This is a genomic window from Larsenimonas suaedae (assembly GCF_023712105.1).
Taxonomy (GTDB): domain Bacteria; phylum Pseudomonadota; class Gammaproteobacteria; order Pseudomonadales; family Halomonadaceae; genus Larsenimonas; species Larsenimonas suaedae.
The window spans coordinates 161,661-183,605 of sequence record NZ_JAMLJI010000003.1; the positions used below are offsets into that span (position 1 = coordinate 161,661).

18 protein-coding genes are annotated in these 21,945 nt (G+C 53.5%); 10 read left to right on the forward strand and 8 right to left on the reverse strand.

Going from position 1 to position 21,945, the window contains the following annotated elements:
* The first annotated feature begins 292 nt into the window (after positions 1 to 292).
* Genes NAT49_RS10295 through NAT49_RS10305 form a run of 3 tightly spaced genes read left to right on the forward strand, consistent with a single transcriptional unit; the run spans position 293 to position 2,912 of the window.
* Positions 293 to 475 carry an AlpA family transcriptional regulator gene (locus tag NAT49_RS10295; protein WP_251593871.1) on the forward strand — a complete coding sequence of 61 codons (183 nt, stop codon included), beginning with the start codon at positions 293 to 295 and terminating at the stop codon, positions 473 to 475.
* Between the two features lie 48 nt (positions 476 to 523).
* The gene (locus NAT49_RS10300; protein WP_251593873.1) at positions 524 to 1,075 is read left to right on the forward strand and encodes a toprim domain-containing protein; all 552 of its coding nucleotides are present in this window, start codon (positions 524 to 526) and stop codon (positions 1,073 to 1,075) included.
* A complete protein-coding gene (locus NAT49_RS10305; protein ID WP_251593874.1) occupies positions 1,065 to 2,912 on the forward strand; it encodes a DUF927 domain-containing protein in 1,848 nt (615 codons plus the stop codon). Before NAT49_RS10300 ends, NAT49_RS10305 begins: the two co-directional genes overlap by 11 nt.
* Positions 2,913 to 3,204: 292 nt before the next feature.
* On the opposite strand, the gene NAT49_RS10310 is transcribed toward NAT49_RS10305, so the two are convergent.
* From NAT49_RS10310 to NAT49_RS10325, 4 genes are read right to left on the reverse strand one after another with little or no spacing between them, the layout of a single operon-like run.
* Entirely contained in the window at positions 3,205 to 3,654 is a 450-nt protein-coding gene (locus tag NAT49_RS10310; protein WP_251593875.1) for a hypothetical protein, read from the reverse strand.
* A gap of 52 nt (positions 3,655 to 3,706) precedes the next feature.
* A complete protein-coding gene (locus NAT49_RS10315) occupies positions 3,707 to 6,895 on the reverse strand; it encodes a type I restriction endonuclease subunit R (protein WP_251593876.1) in 3,189 nt (1,062 codons plus the stop codon).
* On the reverse strand, positions 6,892 to 8,166 hold the full coding sequence (locus NAT49_RS10320; RefSeq protein WP_251593877.1) for a restriction endonuclease subunit S: 1,275 nt from the start codon (positions 8,164 to 8,166) through the stop codon (positions 6,892 to 6,894). Before NAT49_RS10320 ends, NAT49_RS10315 begins: the two co-directional genes overlap by 4 nt.
* Positions 8,163 to 9,719 (reverse strand): type I restriction-modification system subunit M, encoded by a 1,557-nt coding sequence (locus NAT49_RS10325; RefSeq protein WP_251593878.1) that lies wholly within the window; start codon positions 9,717 to 9,719, stop codon positions 8,163 to 8,165. Before NAT49_RS10325 ends, NAT49_RS10320 begins: the two co-directional genes overlap by 4 nt.
* 421 nt (positions 9,720 to 10,140) lie before the next feature.
* On the opposite strand from NAT49_RS10325, the gene NAT49_RS10330 reads away from it, so the two are divergent.
* Positions 10,141 to 12,024: a 3'-5' exonuclease gene (locus tag NAT49_RS10330; RefSeq protein WP_251593879.1), complete on the forward strand. Its 1,884-nt coding sequence runs from the start codon at positions 10,141 to 10,143 to the stop codon at positions 12,022 to 12,024.
* 40 nt (positions 12,025 to 12,064) lie between these two features.
* Here the strand turns inward: NAT49_RS10330 and NAT49_RS10335 are convergent, their stop codons facing one another.
* Positions 12,065 to 13,411, reverse strand: coding sequence for a tyrosine-type recombinase/integrase (locus NAT49_RS10335; protein WP_251593881.1), 1,347 nt, complete (start codon positions 13,409 to 13,411; stop codon positions 12,065 to 12,067).
* Between the two features lie 410 nt (positions 13,412 to 13,821).
* Between NAT49_RS10335 and NAT49_RS10340 the strand changes: the two genes are divergently transcribed.
* Complete coding sequence (locus NAT49_RS10340; RefSeq protein ID WP_251593883.1) at positions 13,822 to 14,268, forward strand: Arm DNA-binding domain-containing protein; 447 nt, start codon at positions 13,822 to 13,824, stop codon at positions 14,266 to 14,268.
* Between the two features lie 379 nt (positions 14,269 to 14,647).
* Positions 14,648 to 15,838, forward strand: coding sequence for a CynX/NimT family MFS transporter (locus NAT49_RS10345; protein WP_251593885.1), 1,191 nt, complete (start codon positions 14,648 to 14,650; stop codon positions 15,836 to 15,838).
* 268 nt (positions 15,839 to 16,106) lie between these two features.
* On the opposite strand, the gene NAT49_RS10350 is transcribed toward NAT49_RS10345, so the two are convergent.
* Positions 16,107 to 16,796 (reverse strand): pirin family protein, encoded by a 690-nt coding sequence (locus NAT49_RS10350; RefSeq protein WP_251593887.1) that lies wholly within the window; start codon positions 16,794 to 16,796, stop codon positions 16,107 to 16,109.
* A 483-nt stretch (positions 16,797 to 17,279) separates the two neighbouring features.
* Between NAT49_RS10350 and NAT49_RS10355 the strand changes: the two genes are divergently transcribed.
* Positions 17,280 to 17,567, forward strand: a complete 288-nt coding sequence (locus NAT49_RS10355) for a hypothetical protein (protein WP_251593889.1) — start codon at positions 17,280 to 17,282, stop codon at positions 17,565 to 17,567.
* A 174-nt stretch (positions 17,568 to 17,741) separates the two neighbouring features.
* Here NAT49_RS10355 and NAT49_RS10360 read toward each other — a convergent pair whose 3' ends face one another.
* On the reverse strand, positions 17,742 to 19,487 hold the full coding sequence (locus tag NAT49_RS10360; protein ID WP_251593894.1) for a methyl-accepting chemotaxis protein: 1,746 nt from the start codon (positions 19,485 to 19,487) through the stop codon (positions 17,742 to 17,744).
* A gap of 232 nt (positions 19,488 to 19,719) precedes the next feature.
* Here NAT49_RS10360 and NAT49_RS10365 point away from each other — a divergent pair, with 232 nt between their 5' ends.
* On the forward strand, positions 19,720 to 20,325 hold the full coding sequence (locus NAT49_RS10365; RefSeq protein WP_251593895.1) for an HAD family hydrolase: 606 nt from the start codon (positions 19,720 to 19,722) through the stop codon (positions 20,323 to 20,325).
* 54 nt (positions 20,326 to 20,379) lie between these two features.
* Positions 20,380 to 20,889, forward strand: coding sequence for a DUF1176 domain-containing protein (locus tag NAT49_RS10370; protein WP_251593896.1), 510 nt, complete (start codon positions 20,380 to 20,382; stop codon positions 20,887 to 20,889).
* 93 nt (positions 20,890 to 20,982) lie between these two features.
* Here the strand turns inward: NAT49_RS10370 and NAT49_RS10375 are convergent, their stop codons facing one another.
* Positions 20,983 to 21,294 (reverse strand): DUF6482 family protein, encoded by a 312-nt coding sequence (locus NAT49_RS10375; RefSeq protein WP_251593898.1) that lies wholly within the window; start codon positions 21,292 to 21,294, stop codon positions 20,983 to 20,985.
* Positions 21,295 to 21,677: 383 nt separating this feature from the next.
* On the opposite strand from NAT49_RS10375, the gene NAT49_RS10380 reads away from it, so the two are divergent.
* Positions 21,678 to 21,881 (forward strand): cold-shock protein, encoded by a 204-nt coding sequence (locus tag NAT49_RS10380; protein WP_251593900.1) that lies wholly within the window; start codon positions 21,678 to 21,680, stop codon positions 21,879 to 21,881.
* The last annotated feature ends 64 nt before the right edge of the window (positions 21,882 to 21,945 follow it).

The following is a 21,945-nucleotide window of genomic DNA, read 5'->3' on the forward strand; positions in this document are numbered from 1 at the left end:
TGGTAGACGGTCTTCCTGAGCCGTAAATGTCCAGCAAGTCGCTCTTCATAGCATCAAAACAAAGGACGCCATCTAGCATCCGCCATCCTGTTCTGAACCGAAAACGAACAGTGACCTACTGTAATGCCCACCTATCTAGTGAATACAAACAGCGTAATAAAAGGTTATTTACATAAAGGTTCTAGCCGCTGCTAAGCAGAGGCTAACCGATGCTTTGTAGAGACCGTTCTCAAGATAAAAGAAAACCGCAAAAATCCCTGTGTCTTCCAACAAGACCCAAGGAGATCATCGTATGACCAACAAGATACTTCGACTTCCGGATGTCATGAACTATACCGGCTTGGCTCGAAGCACTATTTACCTTCGCATTGCGGAAAATAACTTTCCCAAACCTATTCCACTGGGTGGAAAGGCCGTTGGCTGGCTTGAAAAAGAGATCGACGAATGGATCGAATGGCAAATGGATGACCGATAAACCCAGCCAACCTCAAAAAATACAGTTCATTCATTAAGGAAGTAGAAAATGAACGAGCAAAAAAAATTGCCCGACTCAAAAGAGAGCCGGGCAAAAATAGAAGTGTGTTCAGAACCAAATTATACATCTGAGTACCTCATTAAAAAAGGTATCTCATTCGATGACTTAAACGCTCATACGAGCACTTGCATTCAAATGAAAGGACAAGTGCTATACCGCGAAATAATCGACGCATCAGGTAGACCTAAAGGCTTTGAAAGGATCTGGCCAGATGGCACCAAGAAAGTCACATACGGTGCAACTGTAAAAGGCTCTTTCACCCCGTTCGGATTTAGCTGGCAAGACTGGCCGACTCTACGAGGAGAACTGATTGTCTGTGCAGGTCTTGCAGATGGCTATCGAATTCATACCGCGACCAATATCCCTGTTGCATGTGGGGTGGGTGAAAACAATCTGAAATCGATTGCTGACTCTCTCTTCACCTGCTTTTCCCATGCTCAAATCATCGTGGCCGCAGACAACGATGAAGCCGGCATCAGGGCAGCCAAAAGAACTGGTCGTAAATGGATTATTCCAAAGGAGATGCCTGATGCCACCTAAAGATTGGTCTGATATGTATCAAGCTCAAGGTAACGAAGCGATCCGAGAGCATTTTCGTGGCAAATACCATGAGCCCGATAACCCGTGCGGAACCTACGGAACTGACGGAACGACCAGTGATGATCAGGCTCCTCCTGGTTCTGTATGCCATCAGGAGGACGGAACCAGCGGAACCCCTGAGCGGCCATACTTCAGTGTTCATGAAGAGCCGTTTCAATGTGACGGCAAAGCCCTGGGCGCAGGCGTATGGTTTCACGATATAAAAAGGGGGCAGCCCGTTGACCAATGGGTTTGCTCACCCTTATACGTCGAAGCCATAACTTCTTGCGAAGGCGCGGATTTTGGAAGGCTGGTTTACTTCCGTAATAGTCTTGGCCAATGGCAACAATGGTCCATGCCCATGAGCCTGATGGCTGGATCAGGGGAGATCTTACGAGCCGAACTGCTCAGCCTTGGGCTCGAAATCAGCCCGGTTTCCCATGGTTTACTGAATCAATATCTGCAAAAGCATAAACCGAAACGTAAGGTGGTAGCGGCCACCTCTACTGGCTGGAACTCACCTAGCCTGTTTGTAATGCCGCGCCGCAACATCGGATCAGGAGACGTTATTTATCAAAGCGAAACCGCGAACGCTGACGATTATTGCAAGTCAGGAACGCTCAAAAAATGGAAAGCCGAGATCGGCAATTTTTGCTTGGGCAACCCAATCCTTATGCTTTCAATCGGTGCGGCGTTGGCAGGACCGTTACTGCATCACTTGAATCGCCAAGGGGGTGGATTTCATTTAAAAGGCGATAGCTCAACCGGAAAAACCACAGGTTTGATCGCCGCTGCGTCAGTGTGGGGTAAGCCGGAACGGTTCGTTCGAACCTGGTGTGCTACTGCTAACGGTCTGGAAGGTGTAGCCAGCCAACGCAATGACACACTGCTTGCGCTGGATGAAATAGGCGAGGCCTTACCGAAAGAGCTCGGCAATATCGTCTACTCCCTGGCTAATGGTGTAGGCAAGGCAAGAGCCACTAAAGCGGGCATGGCCAGAGCAACAAGGCAATGGCGCATCATGATTTTGTCTTCAGGTGAAACAAGCCTGAACAGCCAAATGCAGGCTTTCGGGAGGCAGACAAGGGCTGGGCAGGAAATAAGGCTGCTCGATACTTCTGCACACCGTACCTTCGGCGCTTGGGATGACCTGCATGGAAGAGAAGACGGTAAGTCATTTTCAAACGCCATACAGAAGTCAGCTTCAAACCACTACGGTCATGCCGGGCCGAGATTCGTTGAGCAGCTTATCGATTCGGGCAAGATTGATCAGTTGCCCGAAATGCTGGCGAACCTGACAAATCAGTTTCAAGCGTTTTCAGGGCAGGAAGAGCGCGCTGCTGAACGGTTTGCGATAGTAGCTCTGGCCGGTGAGCTGGCCGCCAGCTTTGGCATTTTCGACATGCCAGAAGGTGAGCCAACCAAAAACATGGTGCAGTTGTTTAATCGATGGCGTCAGGAGCGGGGAAAGGGCCAGTCTGAAGGCAATCGCATTCTCCAGAGTCTGAGCGATTTCTTGACTAGACATGGCGACAGCCTGTTTTCAGACATCGCTGATAGCAACACACATGTACGAGATCGAGCCGGCTGGTGGAAGGAAACCGCTCTGGGAAGAATATGGCTCTTTACTTCCGAGGGATTAAGGCGCGCTGTTCCCGGCTATGAGATAGGTCGAATTACTCAAGCTTTAGAACAGGCTGGTTGGCTGGCGGAGCGCGGCGGCCGCGAACGTGCCAAAAGGGTGAAAGTGAATAACCGCCCTTTATGGCTTTACCATGTTCGTGAACCGGACTCATAACCGATAACCCAAGGGTTCCGCACGTTCCGTGCAATCAGTGCGCTGCGGAACCCTATAAAGCCCGTTGTTACTAAGCGTTCCGCTGGTTCTGTCGGTTCCGTTCAATTCTTCACCTCTTATATTGAACGGCAATCCCGGCGCCCATCTACGTTGACCTTCTATCCTGGCTTACTCGCCCCACCAACTCTGCATAGCTCATCATCAGGGTGATTATTAATATATTGAGATTAACAACAAATACCCCGTACCGCTCTCTTCAAGTACATTCATCTCAAGGCAGTAGATCAGCTGATTACTGTGAGACCCACTCGCGGTCTTTCTCAGTAATAATCGGGCGGATGTTGCCAGACTCATCTTCATAGAGCGTGGTCACAACACAGAGCGGATCGTTTGGGATCTTCTGTTGAACGGCTATGGGCTCGGGGCCAGAGAAGTCAGGGAGTAATGGCAACTCATCTTCAACGCTTTTGAAGACTTCCTCGAAGAGCTGAGCATTCGGATCATTCAGTGTGTTGAGAGAAGTGAACCCGGCTTTTTCCTCATCTCCGACATAGATCTTGAACCGGTCTGGCACGTTAAGTCTTTCGGCTGTCAGGTAGTCAGTGCGTGAGGCTGTTTTCAGAAAGTCGAGCTTTTCCTGATCCGTTCCTTCGATGTTGTACGCTCTGCCTGACAAGGCATAGATGGCTTCAGTTCCAGAGTCACAAAACGCCCACAGGTTGAATACCAGTTCCGCTTGCATGTACCTCATTCCTTGATAACAAATGACTTTGATGGCTTATGTGGCAACAGGATCATCGCATGGATGCTGATGCGTAGACGCTTTGGCCGCCCCCGAAGTAGCTCATCATGATGTGCTGGAAGGCCGTCTCACATTTCTCCTCGTAGATATTCTCATCAAAGCTTTCGGGCAGCCCACGGTCGAAAACGATCTCTAGTGTGCGCCGTACATCACCTTTTGCCTTCGCCTTCTTGCGCCAGTCCAGTACGAGTTTTTCCCTGTTGAGGGTCTCTAGTAGCTCCCGACACATGACCTTCACCTGAGCCACTTCCTTATCGGTCATCTCTGGCGCGGACTTGGTGATGATGTCGAACAACGCCAGCTCTTCTTCAGACAGTCCTTCACGTATAGCCCGCTGATCTTCGTACTGAAGGTCATCCGTGATTGTCATGAGCTGATTGAATAGAACCTCGACGTTGATGCTCCCCTCGTTGTAACGGTCGATCAGCTTCTGGAGCTTCTCCATGAGATCGGTACGAGTGGGATTCTGGGCAATCATGGTCTCCAGCTTCCGATTCAGCAGCGCTTTGAGCTTCTCTGCCTCTGTCCGCTTTTTGCCCTTGTCGAACTTCTCCCTGAGCTTCTCAAAGTCGATCTGGCTGAGATCATAGAGAGGCTTGTCGTCTTCATCTTCGATGATATACGGCACTGGCGCGACTGACCTGTCCAGCAGATCATCTACATCCTTCATGACTTGCGATATGTCGACTTCAGGCACCCGCGACTTGATCTTCTGAGCCAGCACCGACATTAGCACTGCATCAGGAGCCAGATTGTTGGCTTCGGGGTCGGGAAGAATCGCTCGATAGACTCTGGAGATGGTACGAGCAAGGTTCATGAATGCCTTCTTAGTCTCATCGCTCTCCAGCAGCTTCTCTACGCCATCATCCAGCAAAGCCACTTTCTGGAAGCCCTCGGCGGCCTTGATTGCTTCCGGATTAATATGGCGTTCGCTGAGGAAGGCCACGGCTCGGGCCAATAGATGCTTGAGGTGCTCCCGTAGCTCTGACTTGTCCTTGATAGGCTCGTCATCACCACCTGATCCAGCGTTATCACCTCCGTAGATCGACAACGCTTCCTGGAGCTTTCTAAACACGCCAACGTAGTCGACGATCAGCCCTGCCTCTTTGTTCGAATACTTGCGATTCGCCCTGGCGATAGTCTGCATCAGGGTGTGGTTCTTCATTGGCTTGTCGAGGTAGATCGTCGAGCATGACGGCACATCAAAACCCGTGATCCACATGGCGCAGACAAAGACCATTCTCAGCGGGTCAGCTGAATCCTTGAACTTTTCATCGAGGTCTTCATTCGCCATCCGCTTGCGATGGGGCATGATGTCTAGCCCTTTATCGCTCAGCTCCTTGACCTCGTTCTGCGACTGAGAGACCACCACTGCCATGTCAGTCTCTGTCATGACCTGAATGCGGTGTTCAAGCAACTCCTGGCGATCTTCAGGGGCTGTAGGTAGTTCGGCCTTGAGTTGGGCCCAGTGAGCGTTCCATTGCTCCTGAACCTTGTCGTACATCCGAACGGCGGTAGCCTTGTCGATGCACACCATCATCGCCTTGCCCTGATGGCCGCGCCCAACGAAGTGCTGAACTAGATCCTTGGCGATAGCATCCAAGCGATCACCGCGTGTGATCAGGTGATACTCACGGCCAAAGACCCGCTCAACTTTTCTCTCCTGCTCTTCGTCCAGCTCCGCCTCTTCAAGCAGCTTTGTCAGGTCTTCGTTGAGGTTCTCATTGATCAGCTGAAGCTCGGGGATACGGTTTTCATAGTAAAGAGGCACCGTTGCCCCATCCGCGATGGACTGGCCGAAGTCATAGACCGAGATGTAGTCACCGAAGACCTCTTTGGTCTTTTCCTCACCAGCCATGAGCGGCGTACCCGTGAAACCCAGAAACGCAGCATGAGGCAGCGCTGTCCTCATATTCATGGCCAGTGTGTCGTACTGAGAGCGGTGCGCCTCATCGGTGATAACGATGATGTCCTGACGGTCGGACAGCTTCGGATAGGGCTCGCCCTTCTTGGTGCCAAACTTCTGAATCAGTGTGAAGACATAGCGATGGTCTTCGATGAGGAGTTGCTTTAGATGCGCGCCACTTTCGGCATGAGCTTCTACTTCCTTGACTACTCCTGTCGCGGCGAAGGTCTTGTAGATTTGCTCATCCAGCTCATTGCGATCAGTGATGATCACGAACGTCCAGTTGCCGGTGATCTTGCGATGGATCTTCTGGGTGAAGAACACCATCGACAGCGATTTACCTGATCCCTGCGTATGCCAGAACACACCGAGCCGCCCTGCCTCGTCCTTAGGACGGTTTTTGACGCGCTGAAGCTCTGAGATGGCCTTGTTGACCCCAAGATACTGGTGATTCTTGGCGATCTTCTTGATGGTGCCACCTGCCGCCTCTTCGAAAACCGTGAAGTTTTCGACGATATCCATCAACCTTTCCGGCTCAGCGATACCACGGATGGCCGTCTCAAGAGACACCACGCCTTTCTCGCCCTCGTCGTTGATTCGCTTCCACTTGAACAGATGCTCCCAGCCCGAGAAGGTGCTGCCCACTACAGTCTCGGAGCCGTTGGATAGCATCAGCGCAGCGTTATAAGTGAACAGCTGAGGAATCACCGAGCGGTAGTCGGTCAGGTTGTTATCGTAGGCTGCCTTGAGGGTCTTGTGGCTGGCTTTCAGCTCGATGAACAGTAGAGGAAGCCCGTTCACGAAGCCGATCAGATCAGTACGCCGGGTATGGTAATCACCCCTGATCCAGAATTGTGAGACAAGCAGAAAGTCATTGCTTAGAGATTCCTTCCAATCGATGACATCGACCGTCTCGTTGACGGTATCGCCATGCTCGTCCGTAGTCTCAACCTTTACGCCGTGCTTCAGAAGCTGGTAGACCTCCAGATTGGCATTCAGTGGGAGCAGCTTGGAGCGGTCTCGTGTCAGCTCTTCGATAGCCTTTTCGAAAGCATCACTGGACAAAGATGGGTTGAGTCTTTCCAGCGCAGTCCGTAGCCGCGATACCAGTACCACATCCTGCTGCGTCTGCCGTCCCTCGCTTGATACTGTTCCAGACCACTCGTTGTAGAGGTTGAGGGTATCCCAGCCCAATTCAGCAAAAAGCTCGATAGCGGGCTGCTCAATCAGGGCATCTTCAGAGTATGCATAAGCGGGAGACGGCGGGGGTGTCATGCGGCTTCGACCTCCTTGCGGTCAGGCATGGTTATATCAGAGACATCCGTCTCGCCAGAGACCAGCTTGGGAAGCAGCAGATCACGTTGAGCGCGGAGATTGGTATTCTTCTTTGAAAGCTTGCGAATCTGCTTGAAGCATGGTGCAACGAAGTTTTGAAAGGCATTCAACGTAGCGTCATCAGGCTGGACTACAGGTAGCTCTATAAGACTTTCTACACGTACTCTCTGTCTGCCAGTAGCGCCAGACATGCTCTTGATAGCAACGTCACGAAATCGATCACTTCTAGCTAGCAAGTAAGTCATCTCAGGGCACAATCGGACAGAGCGCATCACAATAAATTCGGTGGAGCCACAAGCAGTTGCTTGTTCTTCGGGTAAGAAGTCCACAAACCCAGTTTTACCGTTTTCAAGGCAAGGCGTTATCCGAGCGACCAGAGTGTCACCGTTCTGAAACTTTGCTCCACTGTTGCCTGTCTTTTTTTCCAAGGGACCAACAGCCATGCCCGATTCTGATAAGGCTCCCATAGGGACAAACCACTTCTCACCTTCTTTCAGAACCTTGGTTTTTGGATTTAAGGTTACAACTTCATCAAGTCGACGAACCTCCCACCCTTCCGGAATCTTTCCAAGCTCACTCTCCTTAAAGCTCATCCCTTCATGACCCGGAAACCGAAAGTAGATGAACCATTCCTCGTATAACCGTCGGGCCATCTCTTCTAGGATCTCAATGCGACGCGTGTTGTTTTCTATGAGGTCATCGTAGGCTGAGAGGATGGATGCGATCTGACGCTGCGTACTCAATGTTGGGAGTGAGATCCTGAGCTTTTTAGCATCTGGAACTCTCATGTGCTCTACGGTCGAGCCTGACCCTAATGCTTTTATTTGTGTTTGAAGATGATATCCCTGAAAAGCGTACAGTAAGAACCTATTGTCCAGCTTCTCAGGATTTGCTCTGTAAGATACAAGGCGCTGCCCCAAGAAAACTCTTTCATCGCTTCTTAACATTCCCACTTCGCCAAGTGGAGCCTCTCGGGTAAGAATCACATCGCCTTTCTGTGGTTTTTGTCTTCTGATCCACTTGTCGTATGTTTCTTTATCAACAAATTTGACTTGATCTAGAGAAACCCATCCGTCACGGACATTAGTCGTCCGTATCATCTTATAAGGCGTAGCGTAGTCAACACTTGGAGCTGTTTTATTTACACAGTCCATTATCGATTCGCAAACATCATACAGAGGTACTTCATGCCAGTTAGGGTCGCAGCTCATGAAGGGGTCTCCATGATCCGGGCAATGTTTTGGGAGATGATCGATTGTAGTTCTTGAGACTCGGAGTTTAGAACCTCAAGCTCTTCAGATAGCTCTTCAAACCTTTCCAAAAAATCTACGTCATCACCCTCTCTTGCTGATGCTCCAACATAACGTCCCGGATTCAATGACCACCCTTGCGCCTCGATATCCTTCCGAGTAGCCAGCTTGCATAGACCTGGAATGTCCTTATAGCCATTGTCTAGCCCCTTCTCAGACAACAGCGCATCACTCCCCTGATCCAACTCCAGGGCTTCCCCACGGTAAAGGCGTACGATGTTGGCTAGAAACTCGATCTGTTCCGGTAGCCAGTCACGATGTGCTCGGTCGACTTGGCGATAGATATGACGAGCATCGATAAACAGAACTTTGTCAGCTCGATCTGTTTCGACTTTGGCTCGGTCGAAAAACCACAGAGTGCAAGGCAACGTCACCGTATAGAAAAAGTTCGGTCCTACCGAAACGATGACGTCTACCGCTTTGCTTTCGATCAACTGCTGGCGGATTGTCTGTTCACTGGCACGGGCATCACCTGCCGAGTTCGCCATGACGAAGCCAGCACGGCCAGTCGGTGTTAGAGAGGCATAGAAAAGCTGAATCCAGAGATAGTTGGCATTGCCGGTCTTGGGTATCCCGAATGGAAAGCGTGGGTCTCCTTCCAGACGCTCTCGATCCACTCCGGAGACGTTGAACGGTGGGTTGGCCATGACGAAGTCAAAGCGTCCCCCCAGCTTATCGGCTGCATGGAAGGGATCTTCGTAGTAGGTATTGGCTATTCGCACATCGCCTGAGAGGCCATGCACTGCCAAGTTCATCTTGTTCAAGTTGACGGTAGTCTGATCTTTCTCGGTACCGAAAATCGAGATCTCACTCATCGCTGTCTTGTGGTGACGCTTTACGAAATCAGCAGAGTGAACAAACATACCGCCGGAACCACAGGCAGGGTCGTATATCCGCCCCTCGAAAGGCTCCAGCACCTCCACAATCAGTTTAACGATGGACTCAGGGGTATAGAATACACCGCCCTTCTGGCCTTCCTTGAGTGCAAACTCGCCAAGAAAATACTCATAAATCTTGCCGAAGGCGTCACCTGATAGGTCCACCGGGCCAAGCTGTTTGAGCAGCTCCATCAATACCCAGTTTTCAAGGCGTATGTAGGTGCGGGGTAAGGCTCCCTTGAGATCGGGGTTCTCTTCCTCTATGGCCTTCATGGCCTCGTTGATGGCCTTGCCGATATTGTCGCCTTCGGTGAGCGACTGCAGGTAGGAGAACCGAGCAATCTCCGGCAAGAAAACCACGCCTTCAGCTTGATAATCAGCCTTGCTCACCTTGCGTCGGCCACCTGAGCCAATCGGCCCAAGTTTTTCCTCAGCGGCAGCGTAGGTCTTCTCAGCAAAACGCAGGAAAATCAAACCCAGTACAGGAGCTGAAAACTCAGCGGGCTTGAGCCCTGTGTTGGCCCACAGTTGGTCAGCCGCAGCCCACAGGCGCTTACCGGTATCTCCGTTAACCAATGAAACCTCCGATGCAATGTTTATTCGTTACGACGAGCCAGCATGTAGCGCTTTAATGAAGACCATCATCGCAATAATGCATAAAACTACTGGCTATATCTTTATGGTAAGTGAATTAAGTAATTACGTAGAAGATACCAAGCAACATGAGGCTCCAGCCATCTTTAGGCTTTCGGTAAATTTCTGCCAATCAAACACTAGCCTTATATGGAACTGGGCAATCGATTGGACTAAAAGACAAAGAGTTATCTTACACGCGCAAAGCGTTCGACGCAGTGCGGTCCAGACCCAGTGACGCCATCTGTGCCGAACAGGCTCCAGGCAGCACTTTGAATTGAAAGGCTATTATCGGCTCGTTAGAGTAACGCCTAAATCAAAATAACTTAATAAAGCCGCCCTCCCACCGCTGGACGATAACTACATGGCCAAAATCATCCCCGCGCTTTCCACCATTTCGAGAATGACCTCCGGAGAGCGGCGGCTGGGTAGGCGCCTTGAGAGCTTTCTGGAAGACGATTATCTGATCTGGTACGACATCCCGATCGGTCGAAAAAGCCGCTACCCGGATTTCATCATTTTGCACCCGAGCCGAGGTTTGCTTTTTCTGGAGGTAAAGGACTGGAAGCTCGATACCATTCAAACGATCGACAAGGAAAGCGCGCTCCTCAATACGCAAAAAGGGCAAGTCCGAGACAGCAATCCGCTCGCGCAAGCTAGACAGCGTACCCACGAGACTCTGGATCAGATGAAAGGGGATCCGCAGCTAAGCCAGACCGCTGCTCGATACCAAGGAAAACTGTGCTTTCCGTACACGTATGGCGCCGTGTTCACCAACATCACTCGCAAGCAGTGGAACGGCATTATGAGTGAGGGGGCACAGGAGCGGATTCTTCCCGCACACCGCGTGATCTTTCAGGATGAGATGCTTGAAAAGACGGACAGCGAAGTGTTCCAGCAGCAGCTTTGGAACATGTTCGAGCACAATTTCGGGTCAACCCTGAGCGTGCCACAAATTGATAGAATCCGATGGCACCTTTTTCCCGAAGTTCGCATTGGTGGGCCAAGCCTCGACCTATTCGATAATGAAAGTGATGAGACCGCGGCTGAAACGCTGGTTCCGGATATCGTGCGCATCATGGATATTCAGCAGGAACAGCTGGCCAGAAGCCTCGGCAGCGGTCACCGCGTCATTCATGGCGTGGCCGGGTCCGGAAAGACACTGATACTGGGATACCGCTGTTTGTATCTGGCGCAGACAGTGCAAAAACCGATCCTGGTGCTGTGTTTTAACGTGACGTTGGCGGCCCGGCTGCGGCACTTTCTTGCTGAAAAAGGCGTCGGCGACAAGGTACACATCCACCATTTTCACGAATGGTGCGCTCTGCAGCTCAAGACCTATCACGTTTCTGTGGTGAAAAACGGCAAGAAGTTTTTCGAGTGCCAGGTTGAAAGCGTGATTCAGGGAGTGGAGCAGTCATGGATTCCCAGAGCACAGTACAGCGCCCTACTCATCGATGAAGGTCACGACTTCGAGCAGGAATGGCTCAAGCTGGTGGTGCAGATGATTGACCCTGAGCTTGATTCCTTGTTGCTTCTTTACGATGACGCTCAATCCATCTACCGGAAAAACTCGTTTGGTTTCCCGCTATCAGCTGCGGGCATTCAAGCGCGCGGGCGTACAACCATCCTCAAGCTCAACTATCGAAATACACGTGAGATCCTGACCTTTGCCTATGATTTCGCAAAGGAGTTCATCCAGGCTCAGGACGCTGATGATGATCATATCCCGCTGATCACCCCCGAGGTAGCGGGCATTAGCGGGCCTCACCCCGTCTTCCGAAAAAAGAAAACGCTGGAGGAAGAAGGCCGTTTTCTCGCACGCTGCATTCTTCAGTGGCAGGAAAAAGGGGTTGAGCTCAATACCATTGCCATCGTGTACCCACACAATAACGTTGGCCACTTCTTCCAAAAGTTTTTAGAGGACGAAGGCATTCCTAGCGTTTGCCTTTCTGGCAAAGAGGATAAGCGCGCGTACAACCCCGAGGCTAATCAAGTCGTACTGCTCAGTCGACACAGCAGCAAGGGTCTAGAGTTTGATACTGTCCTGCTGTGCGGCATTGGAGAATTGGCGGACAACGATGAACAAAAGGCGCAGGAGGCACGGCTTTTGTATGTCGGGATGACCAGAGCGCGTAAACAACTATTGATTACGAGCAGTAAGAAAAACTGGTTTACCGAGAAACTTGAGAAATTGAGTGCCCCGATCAATCAAAAACACGGCACGCAGGTTTCAGAACCCGCCTAAAACCAGACCAGTAGAAACGCTTGATGCGCATTCAAAGTATCTAACGCGCGCCTAGAAATACTATGTTGCCCTGAGGCTCGGCCTCGGCAGCCTCTGATACTGCCTGCCCCCAGCGCTCCCATACATCGGCCTGCATCTGGTAACGCTTGCTTTTGTTATAGGTGCCGAGCAACTTCGGGGGCGCATGCGCCAGCATGGCATCCACCAGCAAAGGGTCTGCCATGAATGTTTCCGTCCACATGGTGGCCACCGACCGCCTCAAATCATGCACCGTAAAATGATCGAGATGGTAAAGAGGTGCGGAGGGGTCATGCTCCTTGCGGTTGCGACCCTGCAACTTGGCAACGGCCGAAGTAACCGTGTCGTAATGTATTGGCCTTCCAGGGCTTCGATTTGACTCGAACACAAACTCGCTGCTCGAAAACCGGCGCTGTTCGGTCAATATTGATCGCGCTAGAGCAGAGAGATGAATCCGATGCTCTCGGCCACTTTTCGTGCGTTCAGCGGGAATCGTCCAAGTCTCCTTTTTGACCTCTGACCACTGCATCGATGCAACCTCTGCACGTCTGGCGCCCGTCAGCATCAGCAGCTTTATGGCATTGGCCACTGAAGACGAAAGAACGACAGAGGAAGCAACACCTTCTACCACACGCTGCTTTTCATTAATTGACTCCCAAAGCACCTTGATTTCGGCCAGATTGAGATGACGCTCGCGAGGTTTACCGGGGCGCGCCTTGATCTTTGCAGGCTTGAGGCCAGCTGCCGGGTTGTCCTGGATTTGCTCTCGGTCTTCACAGTAATCGAGTAGCTGGCGCAACAGGGTAAGGCACTGGCGCCCTTCTTCTCTCGTTCGGGTAGAGACCTTCTCCAACACTTCGATCAGGTACCTTCGCGTCATGTCTCGAACGTATGCGCCACCCAATGGCTCTTTCAAGTAAAGCCGCCAGCGCCCTCTTTGCTTGGCTACCGTTCGCGCTGTAGGTGCCTTGCCAGAGCGTGCAGGAGCTGACGCATAAAACTCTATCCAACGCTCAAAGGCATCATCCATGGTCCAGGCGGTTTGATTACGCGCCTTTTCTGCCTTGCGGTGCTTTCGGGGGTCAATGCCCTGCCTTAACAGCTCAGCCGCTTCGCGATGCGCTTTTCGCGCCTCGGCCAAGCCCATCTGTGGGTAGCTACCCAGCTGTTGCTCGACAGTTTTATCGGCGTCTCTATAGCGGTAAATCCAGCGTTTTGCCTCGCGCTCAATTCGAGCCTCCAAGGCAAGTCCACCATACCCGCTATTGGATACCGTAAGCCGTGCCTTTTTCTTTCCTGCAGGCACAGAGAAGTTTTCGACGCCCTTGGACGTGGTTATCGCTTTTCGTTTCCCTGTGATCTCAGTCACTTGCCTTCTCCAGATGCCCAATTTTTGGACCCCAACAGCGCCCCCAACAAGATCACTGTATAGCGCTGTATACCCTTGGACAACCCTGGACGACTCACAAGCAATAAAATAACTTAAGCCACTGATTAATGTATAAATTTTATACATTATTAGACCTAGATAGATGCGTCTGGATTCGGCAAAAAAACCTCACCTTGACGCTCCTAAGGGGAAGGTCTCAGGTTCGAATCCTGATGGGGGCGCCACCTGACGTTCCTGACACGTCCAAGCGGTTCCAAAAAAACCCTTAAATTCAAAGAAGTAACCTTAAAACCATTCCCAGAAAGTCCAGGCCATTCCTACCTAATCCGGCATACTCATGGTATACGTTGTGGACTAACCCACTGTTCGAAGAATGTCGGTATGCCACGATGCCTCTAACTGCCCAACAAGTCTCGAAAAGTAAGCCAGGGGACAAAGTCATCACCCTGTCCGATGGGTCGGGATTAGAACTCAGGATTTCTCCAAATGGCCGCAAGGGATGGCGCTTTCGCTACGTGCGTCCCAATGGAAAGCGCAACATGATCAGTTTTGGGACATACCCTGAAACTACACTCGCAGAGGCCCGGGAAAAGCGCATTGATGCAAGACGGCTTATAGCCAAAGGCATCGATCCCGCCGAAGAAAGAAAGCGTGAGCAGAATGAGCATCAGGAGATCGTGCGCAATAAGTTCATCACGCTTGCCCAGGAATGGCACACAACGGGCGCCACCGCCCTCTTCGCACGTTTGCCTTTCTGGCTCTCTACCCGTGCCGCGTTTCATCGGTCAGTTCGATATAACTCGATTCACCCTCACCGCAGGCGCTCATACGAATAAACGCCCTCGGACGTATCGACGACGCCACTCACACGCCGCAGCATGGCCCTCGTGAGAAACAAGGGGTTGGCAATGCGCAATGAGGCCGGCCTTCGTTGCAAAACCTGTTGGCGCGTTAGTCAGGTTCTTCGGCGTTCTTTCCAACTGAAGACCTTGCCGTGTGAAGAGACAACAGATACTCGCACCGTACTGGTCACCGTATCGCAGAACTCATGCCCCAAGGCCACCGATCATCGCTTACGAGATGAGCATACGCTGAGTGCGGTGCATGTCACTCATGATTGACGAGACGACCCACAAATGATGTCGCCGTCTATCCTGATGCAACGTTCTGCCCCAGAATGGGGCACTTTTTTGGCTCTCAAGGGAATGTTGTGGCATGTCATCGGTAAGCTATACGAAGAAGGGGTCTCAGGCGGCACTGGCACTGGTGGGGCTGTTGCTGGTAGCGATCAATCTGAGGCCGGCGCTGACCAGCGTCTCTCCCGTCCTTAAAAATATCGCCGAGGGGCTGTCGCTGTCTCCCGCCGCCCTGGGGGTTCTGACCACACTGCCGGTGGTCTGTCTTGGGCTTGCCGCGCCGCTGGCCCCCAAACTGTCACGACGTATTGGCCCCGAGCGCACCATCTTCATCATTCTCATCTTGCTGGCTGTGATACTGCTGGCCCGGCCCGTGACCGGCACGCTGGGGCTTTTCGTGTTCACCGCGCTGGCAGGTGCCTGTATCGGGATCATGAATGTTTTGCTGCCCGGCATCGTCAAACGCGACTTCCCCGCCCGGGTCAGCCTCATGACCGGCCTTTATACCGTGGCACTCAATCTGGGCGCCTCGCTGGCCGCCGGGGCGACCGAGCCGCTGCGTCAGGCCTTCGGTAACCAGTGGCAACCGTCGCTGGCCTTCTGGCTGATCCCGGCCGTGATCGCCGCGCTGGTCTGGATTCCGCAACTTCGGATCAATCACATTCCCCGCGTACGCCAACGGGACGGCCATTCCCTGTATCGCAACGCTCTGGCCTGGCAGGTGACGCTGTTCATGGGGCTGCAGTCATCGCTGGCCTACACGGTGTTCGGCTGGCTGCCAACCATTTTGCAGGATCGCGGTGTAACACCGGTCACGGCCGGTTTGGCGCTGTCGGTCTCGATCCTGTGCCAGGTCATTACCGCCATTGTGGCGCCCCTGATCGGCGGTCGCATGAACGATCAGCGGGCGGTATTGATCAGCGTGATGCTGCTTACCCTGTGCGGCCTGGCGGGCTGTCTGTATGCGCCCATTCAGAGTGTATGGCTGTGGGTGGTGATTCTGGGCCTGGGTCAGGGCGGCACATTCAGCATGGCGCTGACGCTTCTGGCGCTGCGCGCGCCGGATGCCGACACCGCCGCCGAACTCTCCGGCATGGCGCAGGGCTTTGGCTATGTGTTGGCCGCCTTCGGCCCACTGCTGGTCGGGCTGTTGCACGACTGGTCGGGCGGCTGGGATGTGGTCGGCATTCTGCTCGGGCTGATCGGGCTGGGAGCAATGATCGTGGCCCTCGGCGCCGGGCGCAACCAACTGGTCAGACAGCCCGACTGAGCATCCTGTCATGGGCCCGGGGCGCTTTATGAGCGCTCCGTGGCTCGCGCCCTCCTCGCCTGCGCCTTCCTGTAACACCGTCAGGTCGTCCCGTATAGCGGCCCTCATTGGATCAAGCGTCTTCTCCCAAAGGAAGACCAGATCGACGCGCCGCAGCCCCCGAAACCTGCACGCGATCCATTCAGGATCGATGCCCCGCGCCTCCCATATCACCGTGGAACCTCACACCTGCTGCTCATAGGCAAGGAAGGCTCAAGCCTGACGTCATTCACGCCAGGTCGAACAGAAGAACCTCCGAAGCGTCGTGGCCAATAACGGTAATGGGCTCACCCGGTTGAAACGCGGCAGCGTCTCCGGCTGAAAGCCGTTGGCCGTTGATCTCGGCCGTTCCGCGCGCCACGTGCAGCCAGGCGTGGCGAACCTCTGGGGATGTTATTTGCTCGCCGGCGTCAAACCGTCCGACGTAGAGGTTGGCGTTCTGGTTCAAGCGAACCGAGCCATCACGGCCATCCTCGGAGAGCACCAACCGCCAGCGGCCGCGGCGTTCGTCTTCGGAAAAGTGCTTCTGTTCGTAGCTCGGCTCAACGTTCTGCCGATTCGGCTCAATCCAGATCTGCAGAAAATGAAGCTCATCAGTGTCTGAGTGGTTGAACTCACTGTGGCGCACGCCGGTGCCGGCGGACATGCGCTGCACATCACCCGGGCGCATGACCGCGCCGTTGCCCATGCTGTCCTTGTGGGCCATGGTGCCGCTCAAAACAAAGGAAATGATTTCCATGTTCCGATGCGGGTGGGTGCCGAACCCGGCGCCGCCCTGAACGCGGTCTTCGTTGATGACGCGAAGGCTTCTGAACCCCATGTGCTCGGGGTCGAAATAATCGGCAAATGAAAAGGTATGGCGGGAGCGCAGCCAGCCGTGATCGGCAAGACCGCGTTCATTGGTACGTCGAAGGATCATTGTGGTACCTCGCTTGAGCGCAGCGACCACCCGGCCGATGCGCGTCTTTAATGGCGATCGTGGCACGGGGATCGTGGACGTGATAAGCACGCTTATCACTTTAATGACCCGATCGTATTCTTCTCACGTGATCGAATAAAAGAGGCATTTTTAGATCATTACGCTCGATTTTTTCGAAAACCGATCTCAAGCGCCTCTGTCCAAAAACGCTTCTGGCGAAGCCGTGAGCGCGTATTTCCATTCGGGCGGCGCGGCTTTAATCCATTGCCCAAGTTCAGTCAATCAGCGCGCTGACCGACTACGACTATTGTCCAGGCCAGCGCACGCGAGATCACGCGGTGATCTATAAACCCGGTTCGCCCAACGCCGATATATAAAGCATCAACGACCATCACCGAAGGCCAGGTCAGCCTCAGGATCGGTGACATACGCAGGGATGGGTCAACGGGTCGTTTATCTCACGACCGTATCGAGGGCAGCACCATGGTGACATGCATCAGTGATATCAACGACCGGTTCGACTACGCCGATGAAGTGCCGGACTGCATGGGCAGTTTCGAGTGTGTTCCCTGCGGCCGCGCGCAGAATTACAGCGAACTGACCTACATCTACATGCAGTTTCTGGCGCCGAAAATCGCCGCCAATGAATGCAGCGAACAGGACGCGCTCGACGCACTCGAGAAAGCGTGCACGGAGCTTCCGACTCCGCGCTCACGGTCAGACTTCTACGCGTTTCTGGAAGAAGAGCTCAATATCGACCTGGATTACTGAGCCGCGTTTAACGCACGCGATATATCGAAAAACCGCGCCTTGGGCGCGGTTTTTTTGTGCACGTCATTTGGCCGGCTCTCTTACAGAAAAAGGACCGCCGCGTGTGCGACGATCCTTTGATAGTACCCTTCCGGTCTCAGGATCTGACGATCTCGAGTCCCATGGCTGCTGCGTTTAGAACGTTTCCCATTCATCGACTTCGGTAGTCGATGCAGGTGCCTTGTAGCTCTGGCTTTTGGATGCGACAACTGGCTTGCTCGCAGCCTTGTGAGCCGGGGTGTGCCTGGCGATGACCGGCGCCGACGGCTGATGCTGTGTCGGCCGCTTGGCAGACGTGCGTGCGGCGGGCGCGGGCGCATGACGCGTCATACCGCCATCGGCCACCTTGAAGAAGGCAACCTGCTCACGCAGCAACCGAGCGCTATCCTCCATCGACCGGCTGGCCGCGGCCGCTTCTTCCACCAACGCCGCGTTCTGCTGAGTAACGCCGTCCATCTGCGAGATTGCCTGGTTGACCTGCTCAATACCGGTCGACTGTTCGCGACTGGCCGCCGCAATCTCGGCAACGATGCCGGTCATCTTGTTGATGCTCTCGACAATGCCCCCAAGCGTCTGACCCGAGCGGTCCACCAGCTCGGCGCCGTTGGCGACCTTGGAAACGCTGTCATCGACCAGCGCCTTGATTTCGCGCGCGGCATCGGCACTTCGGCTCGAGAGCGTTCGCACTTCACTGGCAACGACTGCAAAGCCTCGGCCCTGCTCACCGGCCCGGGCAGCTTCGACCGCGGCGTTCAGCGCAAGCAGGTTGGTCTGAAACGCGATCGAGTCGATCAGCCCGACGATCTCGGCAATCTTCTGACTCGAGGTGCTGATTTCATTCATGGCAAGCGTGGTCTGCTCGACTACCTGGCTGCCTTCGCTCGCCTGTTTGCGCACATTCAGTGCCAGCTGATTGGCCTGGGCGGCGTTGTCGGCGTTCTGTTTGACGGTCGAGGTCATCTCTTCCATGGAGGCCGCGGTTTCCTCGAGGCTTGCCGCCTGATCCTGGGTGCGACGAGACAAGTCATCATTGCCCGAGGCGATCTGGCTGGAGGCAGACCCGACCGACTCCGCATTCACGCGAACATCGTTGACCACATGCGCAAGCTGCGTCTGCATCGCATCGAGGCTTTGAAGCAAGGTGGCGAATTCGTCGCGGCCCGTGACCTCAATTCGGTTGTCCAACTTACCCTGAGCGATGGATTCGGAGACTTCGCCGGCGCGCTTGAGCGGCGCCATGATGCCTCTTACCAGGAACCAGGCGATGACCGCCATCAGCACCAGTGCAGACACAATGGCAGCGATGATGATGCTTAGAGATTGAGACGTATTGGCAAGACTATCAGTGTAGGCGCGCTCGGACTGCCGGGCATTGATCTCAAGAAGGTTCTCGAGCTCAGCGGACAGTTTTTCGAAATTGCCACGCGTTTGCTGAATGGTTGGCGTAAGCTCGAAATTTCCCTGGCTCATATCGGTGGCCACCTGCCGATACAGGGACCAATAGGTCGCAAGCGAGGCATCCAGACGGTCGGCAATGGCTTTTTCATCTGGGGAGGTAACCTGAGTGGTGCTGTATTCCTGCCAGGCGCGATCCGTCTCGTTCTTGTATTGTTTTTCGTAATTATTGAGAACGTCCGTGGCGGTCTGCTCACTCCGGTCGGCGCGGGCCTTGAACGAATCAATCCGTGACCAGTTGATGTTCTTTCGGATGCTTGCAAGGTTCTGCATCGGCAATACATTGCCCTTGTAGACGGACTCCAGATTCTTGTTGCTGCCATTCATGCCAAAGACACCCACGGCACCAATGACCAACATGACAACGCCCATGACCACCATGGTCGCTATGAGCTTGTACTTCACACTGCGATTTAGACCGAACATGCTGGCCACTCCCGAAATGAACGTCGTATAGAGAAACGGCCATGGGGGCCGCATGACGTTCGTATCGGCGCAGCACATGGATTCTGAAACGCGCTTGGCTTGAAAACGCATTGTCACGCCAGACTGCCTTCTCACATCAAGCGCGACAGTTCTGCTCTTTTCCATACGCAAAGCCTGCCAATGACATCAAGGCGTGCCACTATGAAGCTTTCACGCTGAACAGGTATGCCTCATGAGTCTTGCTCGACTAACCCAGTGCCGACACTGGGTATTTGATATGGATGGCACGCTGACGGTGGGCGTACATGATTTTCAATACATTCGCCGTGCGCTCGATATCCCCCCGGATCGTGACATCCTTGAATACCTTGAGGCACTGCCCGACTCCCGGCGCGAAGCAAGTCATGCCTGGCTCATGGCACACGAGCGCCAGCTGGCGCTTGGCGCCACTGCGGCTCGAGGTGCCAAGGCACTGATACGTGCACTGCGCGTGCGGGGCGATCATTTGGGCATTCTGACCCGTAATGCCCGTGAGCTTGCCCACACCACACTCCAGGCGATCGAGCTGTCAGATGTGTTTGCCATTGAGAATGTACTGGGGCGCGAGTGCGCGCCGCCCAAGCCCCATCCTGGCGGTCTCGAGCACTTCTTCATCCGCTGGGACATCGAACCCGCCCGGGTAATCATGGTCGGCGATAGCCCACTTGATATGCAGTGTGGTCGCGCCGCAGGCGCAGGTACTCTTTTGATCAACACACCGGAGAACCCATGCCCTGAGGCAGTGGATCATCATCTTGATGACTGTGAAGCGCTGCTGACGGCGTTGCAACTGGGCTAGCCATCAAGAGTCTGTCGCGCTCCTTACACCCACCCCATCCACTCCGGAGGCGGTATGCGTGTTTCTTGCACAAGAACACTAATGGCGGTGGCGGTGGCACTGTCACTTGCCTGCACTCAAGCGCGTGCTGACAACCTTCCAAACCAGGTTCGCGCACAAATTGATGCTCAGTGTTCGATAAACGAGCGCGAACTGACGCCAAAGCAGTTTTCAACCGGTAAGTCCGGCACACTCTGGCTGGTGCCCTGTGATGTGGGGGCCTATCAAACCGGCTATCAAGTGGTCTACCAGTCAGAGAACGGCCCGCCGCGACGATTGCTTTTTGCGAAATGGCAGGAGTACAGCTGGACGGGCAGCACAACCGTTTTTGATCCCACATTCGACCCTGAAACCGGAGTATTAAGAGATCAATACAAGGATCGTGGGGTGGGCGATTGTGGTGGCATACGGGTCTGGCAGTGGCGTGAGGAGGCGTTCAAGCTTTTAACTTATCGCGCCCGCAGCTGCAAGAACCCCGGGGCTTCCTTCCCGGTGGTGTTTCAAGCACCGCCCGAGACGTCTTAAAATCGCCTGAGTGAACAGATATACAGTCGGCGCGGAACGTAAACCGCCGGACCTTGAACGTCCGGCGATTCTATCCCTTTCGGCGACATGAATTTAACTGCCAGCGTCCAGAGACATCTGCACCTTATGCACTTCGTTGCTGGAGGGTTGACCGATCATCTCGTCATAGGGGGTCTGCTGTACGAAATAAAATGGCACGTTCTTGATCCCATCCACCTCGCTCAGCAATTCTTTGGCATTGGCAACCGAGGTTGGCTTTAGGGTCGAGCCATCCTTTTTGGTCAATACGGTCACATCATCGTTTTGAACGGCTTTCAAGAGAAAGATGTCCCCTTCCATCGATTCAACCTGAACTTCATCGATGTCACCGCTGGCAATCAAACGGGTAAATTCATCAAATGTCATGGGGTCCGTACATCCTGTCGTTTTGGAATGGGCCGAACTCGGTACGCGGCGTGCGTCCATAGCCGGAAAATCGCATTCTTGAAAAGATAGGCGGCGCCTGAAGCGTGTCAATGCCCGCCACGCTGGGGCTTTGCATATCAGAAAATGGTATTTGAATATCTTTCTTATGAAAGGCTGGCGCACTTCTTCAGGAATAAACAAAAGTATTGATTGACTCAGAACGATACGACGCGCACTATGGGCTCCGTTGGTAGCAAGACGCAGTATATAGTCAGTTGCAGTCGAATCATTCGGTAGCCTGGTCATATTTTCACGTTTTGCCCACTATCTCGGGTATTTCCCGGCAATCGCACTAAAAGCGCATAGCGCAAAGGAATTCGATCATGGCAACTGGCACAGTTAAGTGGTTCAACGACACTAAAGGCTTCGGTTTCATTTCTCCTTCTGAAGGCGGCGACGACCTGTTCGCTCACTTCTCTGAAATCCAAGCAGACGGTTTCAAATCCCTGCAAGACGGTCAACAGGTTTCCTTTGACGTCACTCAGGGTAAAAAAGGTCTTCAGGCGTCTAACATTAAGCCGCTCTAAGCGCTTGACGTAACGCTAGATCTTTAAAAGGCCGGGCCCGCACATGTGGGCCCGGCCTTTTTGT

Excerpts from the sequence above, each read along its gene's own strand:
- NAT49_RS10295 (WP_251593871.1), top strand. The coding sequence starts at position 293 with ATGACCAACAAGATACTTCGACTTCCGGATGTCATGAACTATACCGGC.
- NAT49_RS10300 (WP_251593873.1), top strand. The coding sequence starts at position 524 with ATGAACGAGCAAAAAAAATTGCCCGACTCAAAAGAGAGCCGGGCAAAA.
- NAT49_RS10305 (WP_251593874.1), top strand. The coding sequence starts at position 1,065 with ATGCCACCTAAAGATTGGTCTGATATGTATCAAGCTCAAGGTAACGAA.
- NAT49_RS10310 (WP_251593875.1), bottom strand. The coding sequence starts at position 3,654 with ATGCAAGCGGAACTGGTATTCAACCTGTGGGCGTTTTGTGACTCTGGA.
- NAT49_RS10315 (WP_251593876.1), bottom strand. The coding sequence starts at position 6,895 with ATGACACCCCCGCCGTCTCCCGCTTATGCATACTCTGAAGATGCCCTG.
- NAT49_RS10320 (WP_251593877.1), bottom strand. The coding sequence starts at position 8,166 with ATGAGCTGCGACCCTAACTGGCATGAAGTACCTCTGTATGATGTTTGC.
- NAT49_RS10330 (WP_251593879.1), top strand. The coding sequence starts at position 10,141 with ATGGCCAAAATCATCCCCGCGCTTTCCACCATTTCGAGAATGACCTCC.
- NAT49_RS10340 (WP_251593883.1), top strand. The coding sequence starts at position 13,822 with ATGCCTCTAACTGCCCAACAAGTCTCGAAAAGTAAGCCAGGGGACAAA.
- NAT49_RS10345 (WP_251593885.1), top strand. The coding sequence starts at position 14,648 with ATGTCATCGGTAAGCTATACGAAGAAGGGGTCTCAGGCGGCACTGGCA.
- NAT49_RS10350 (WP_251593887.1), bottom strand. The coding sequence starts at position 16,796 with ATGATCCTTCGACGTACCAATGAACGCGGTCTTGCCGATCACGGCTGG.
- NAT49_RS10355 (WP_251593889.1), top strand. The coding sequence starts at position 17,280 with ATGGTGACATGCATCAGTGATATCAACGACCGGTTCGACTACGCCGAT.
- NAT49_RS10360 (WP_251593894.1), bottom strand. The coding sequence starts at position 19,487 with ATGTTCGGTCTAAATCGCAGTGTGAAGTACAAGCTCATAGCGACCATG.
- NAT49_RS10365 (WP_251593895.1), top strand. The coding sequence starts at position 19,720 with ATGAGTCTTGCTCGACTAACCCAGTGCCGACACTGGGTATTTGATATG.
- NAT49_RS10370 (WP_251593896.1), top strand. The coding sequence starts at position 20,380 with ATGCGTGTTTCTTGCACAAGAACACTAATGGCGGTGGCGGTGGCACTG.
- NAT49_RS10375 (WP_251593898.1), bottom strand. The coding sequence starts at position 21,294 with ATGACATTTGATGAATTTACCCGTTTGATTGCCAGCGGTGACATCGAT.
- NAT49_RS10380 (WP_251593900.1), top strand. The coding sequence starts at position 21,678 with ATGGCAACTGGCACAGTTAAGTGGTTCAACGACACTAAAGGCTTCGGT.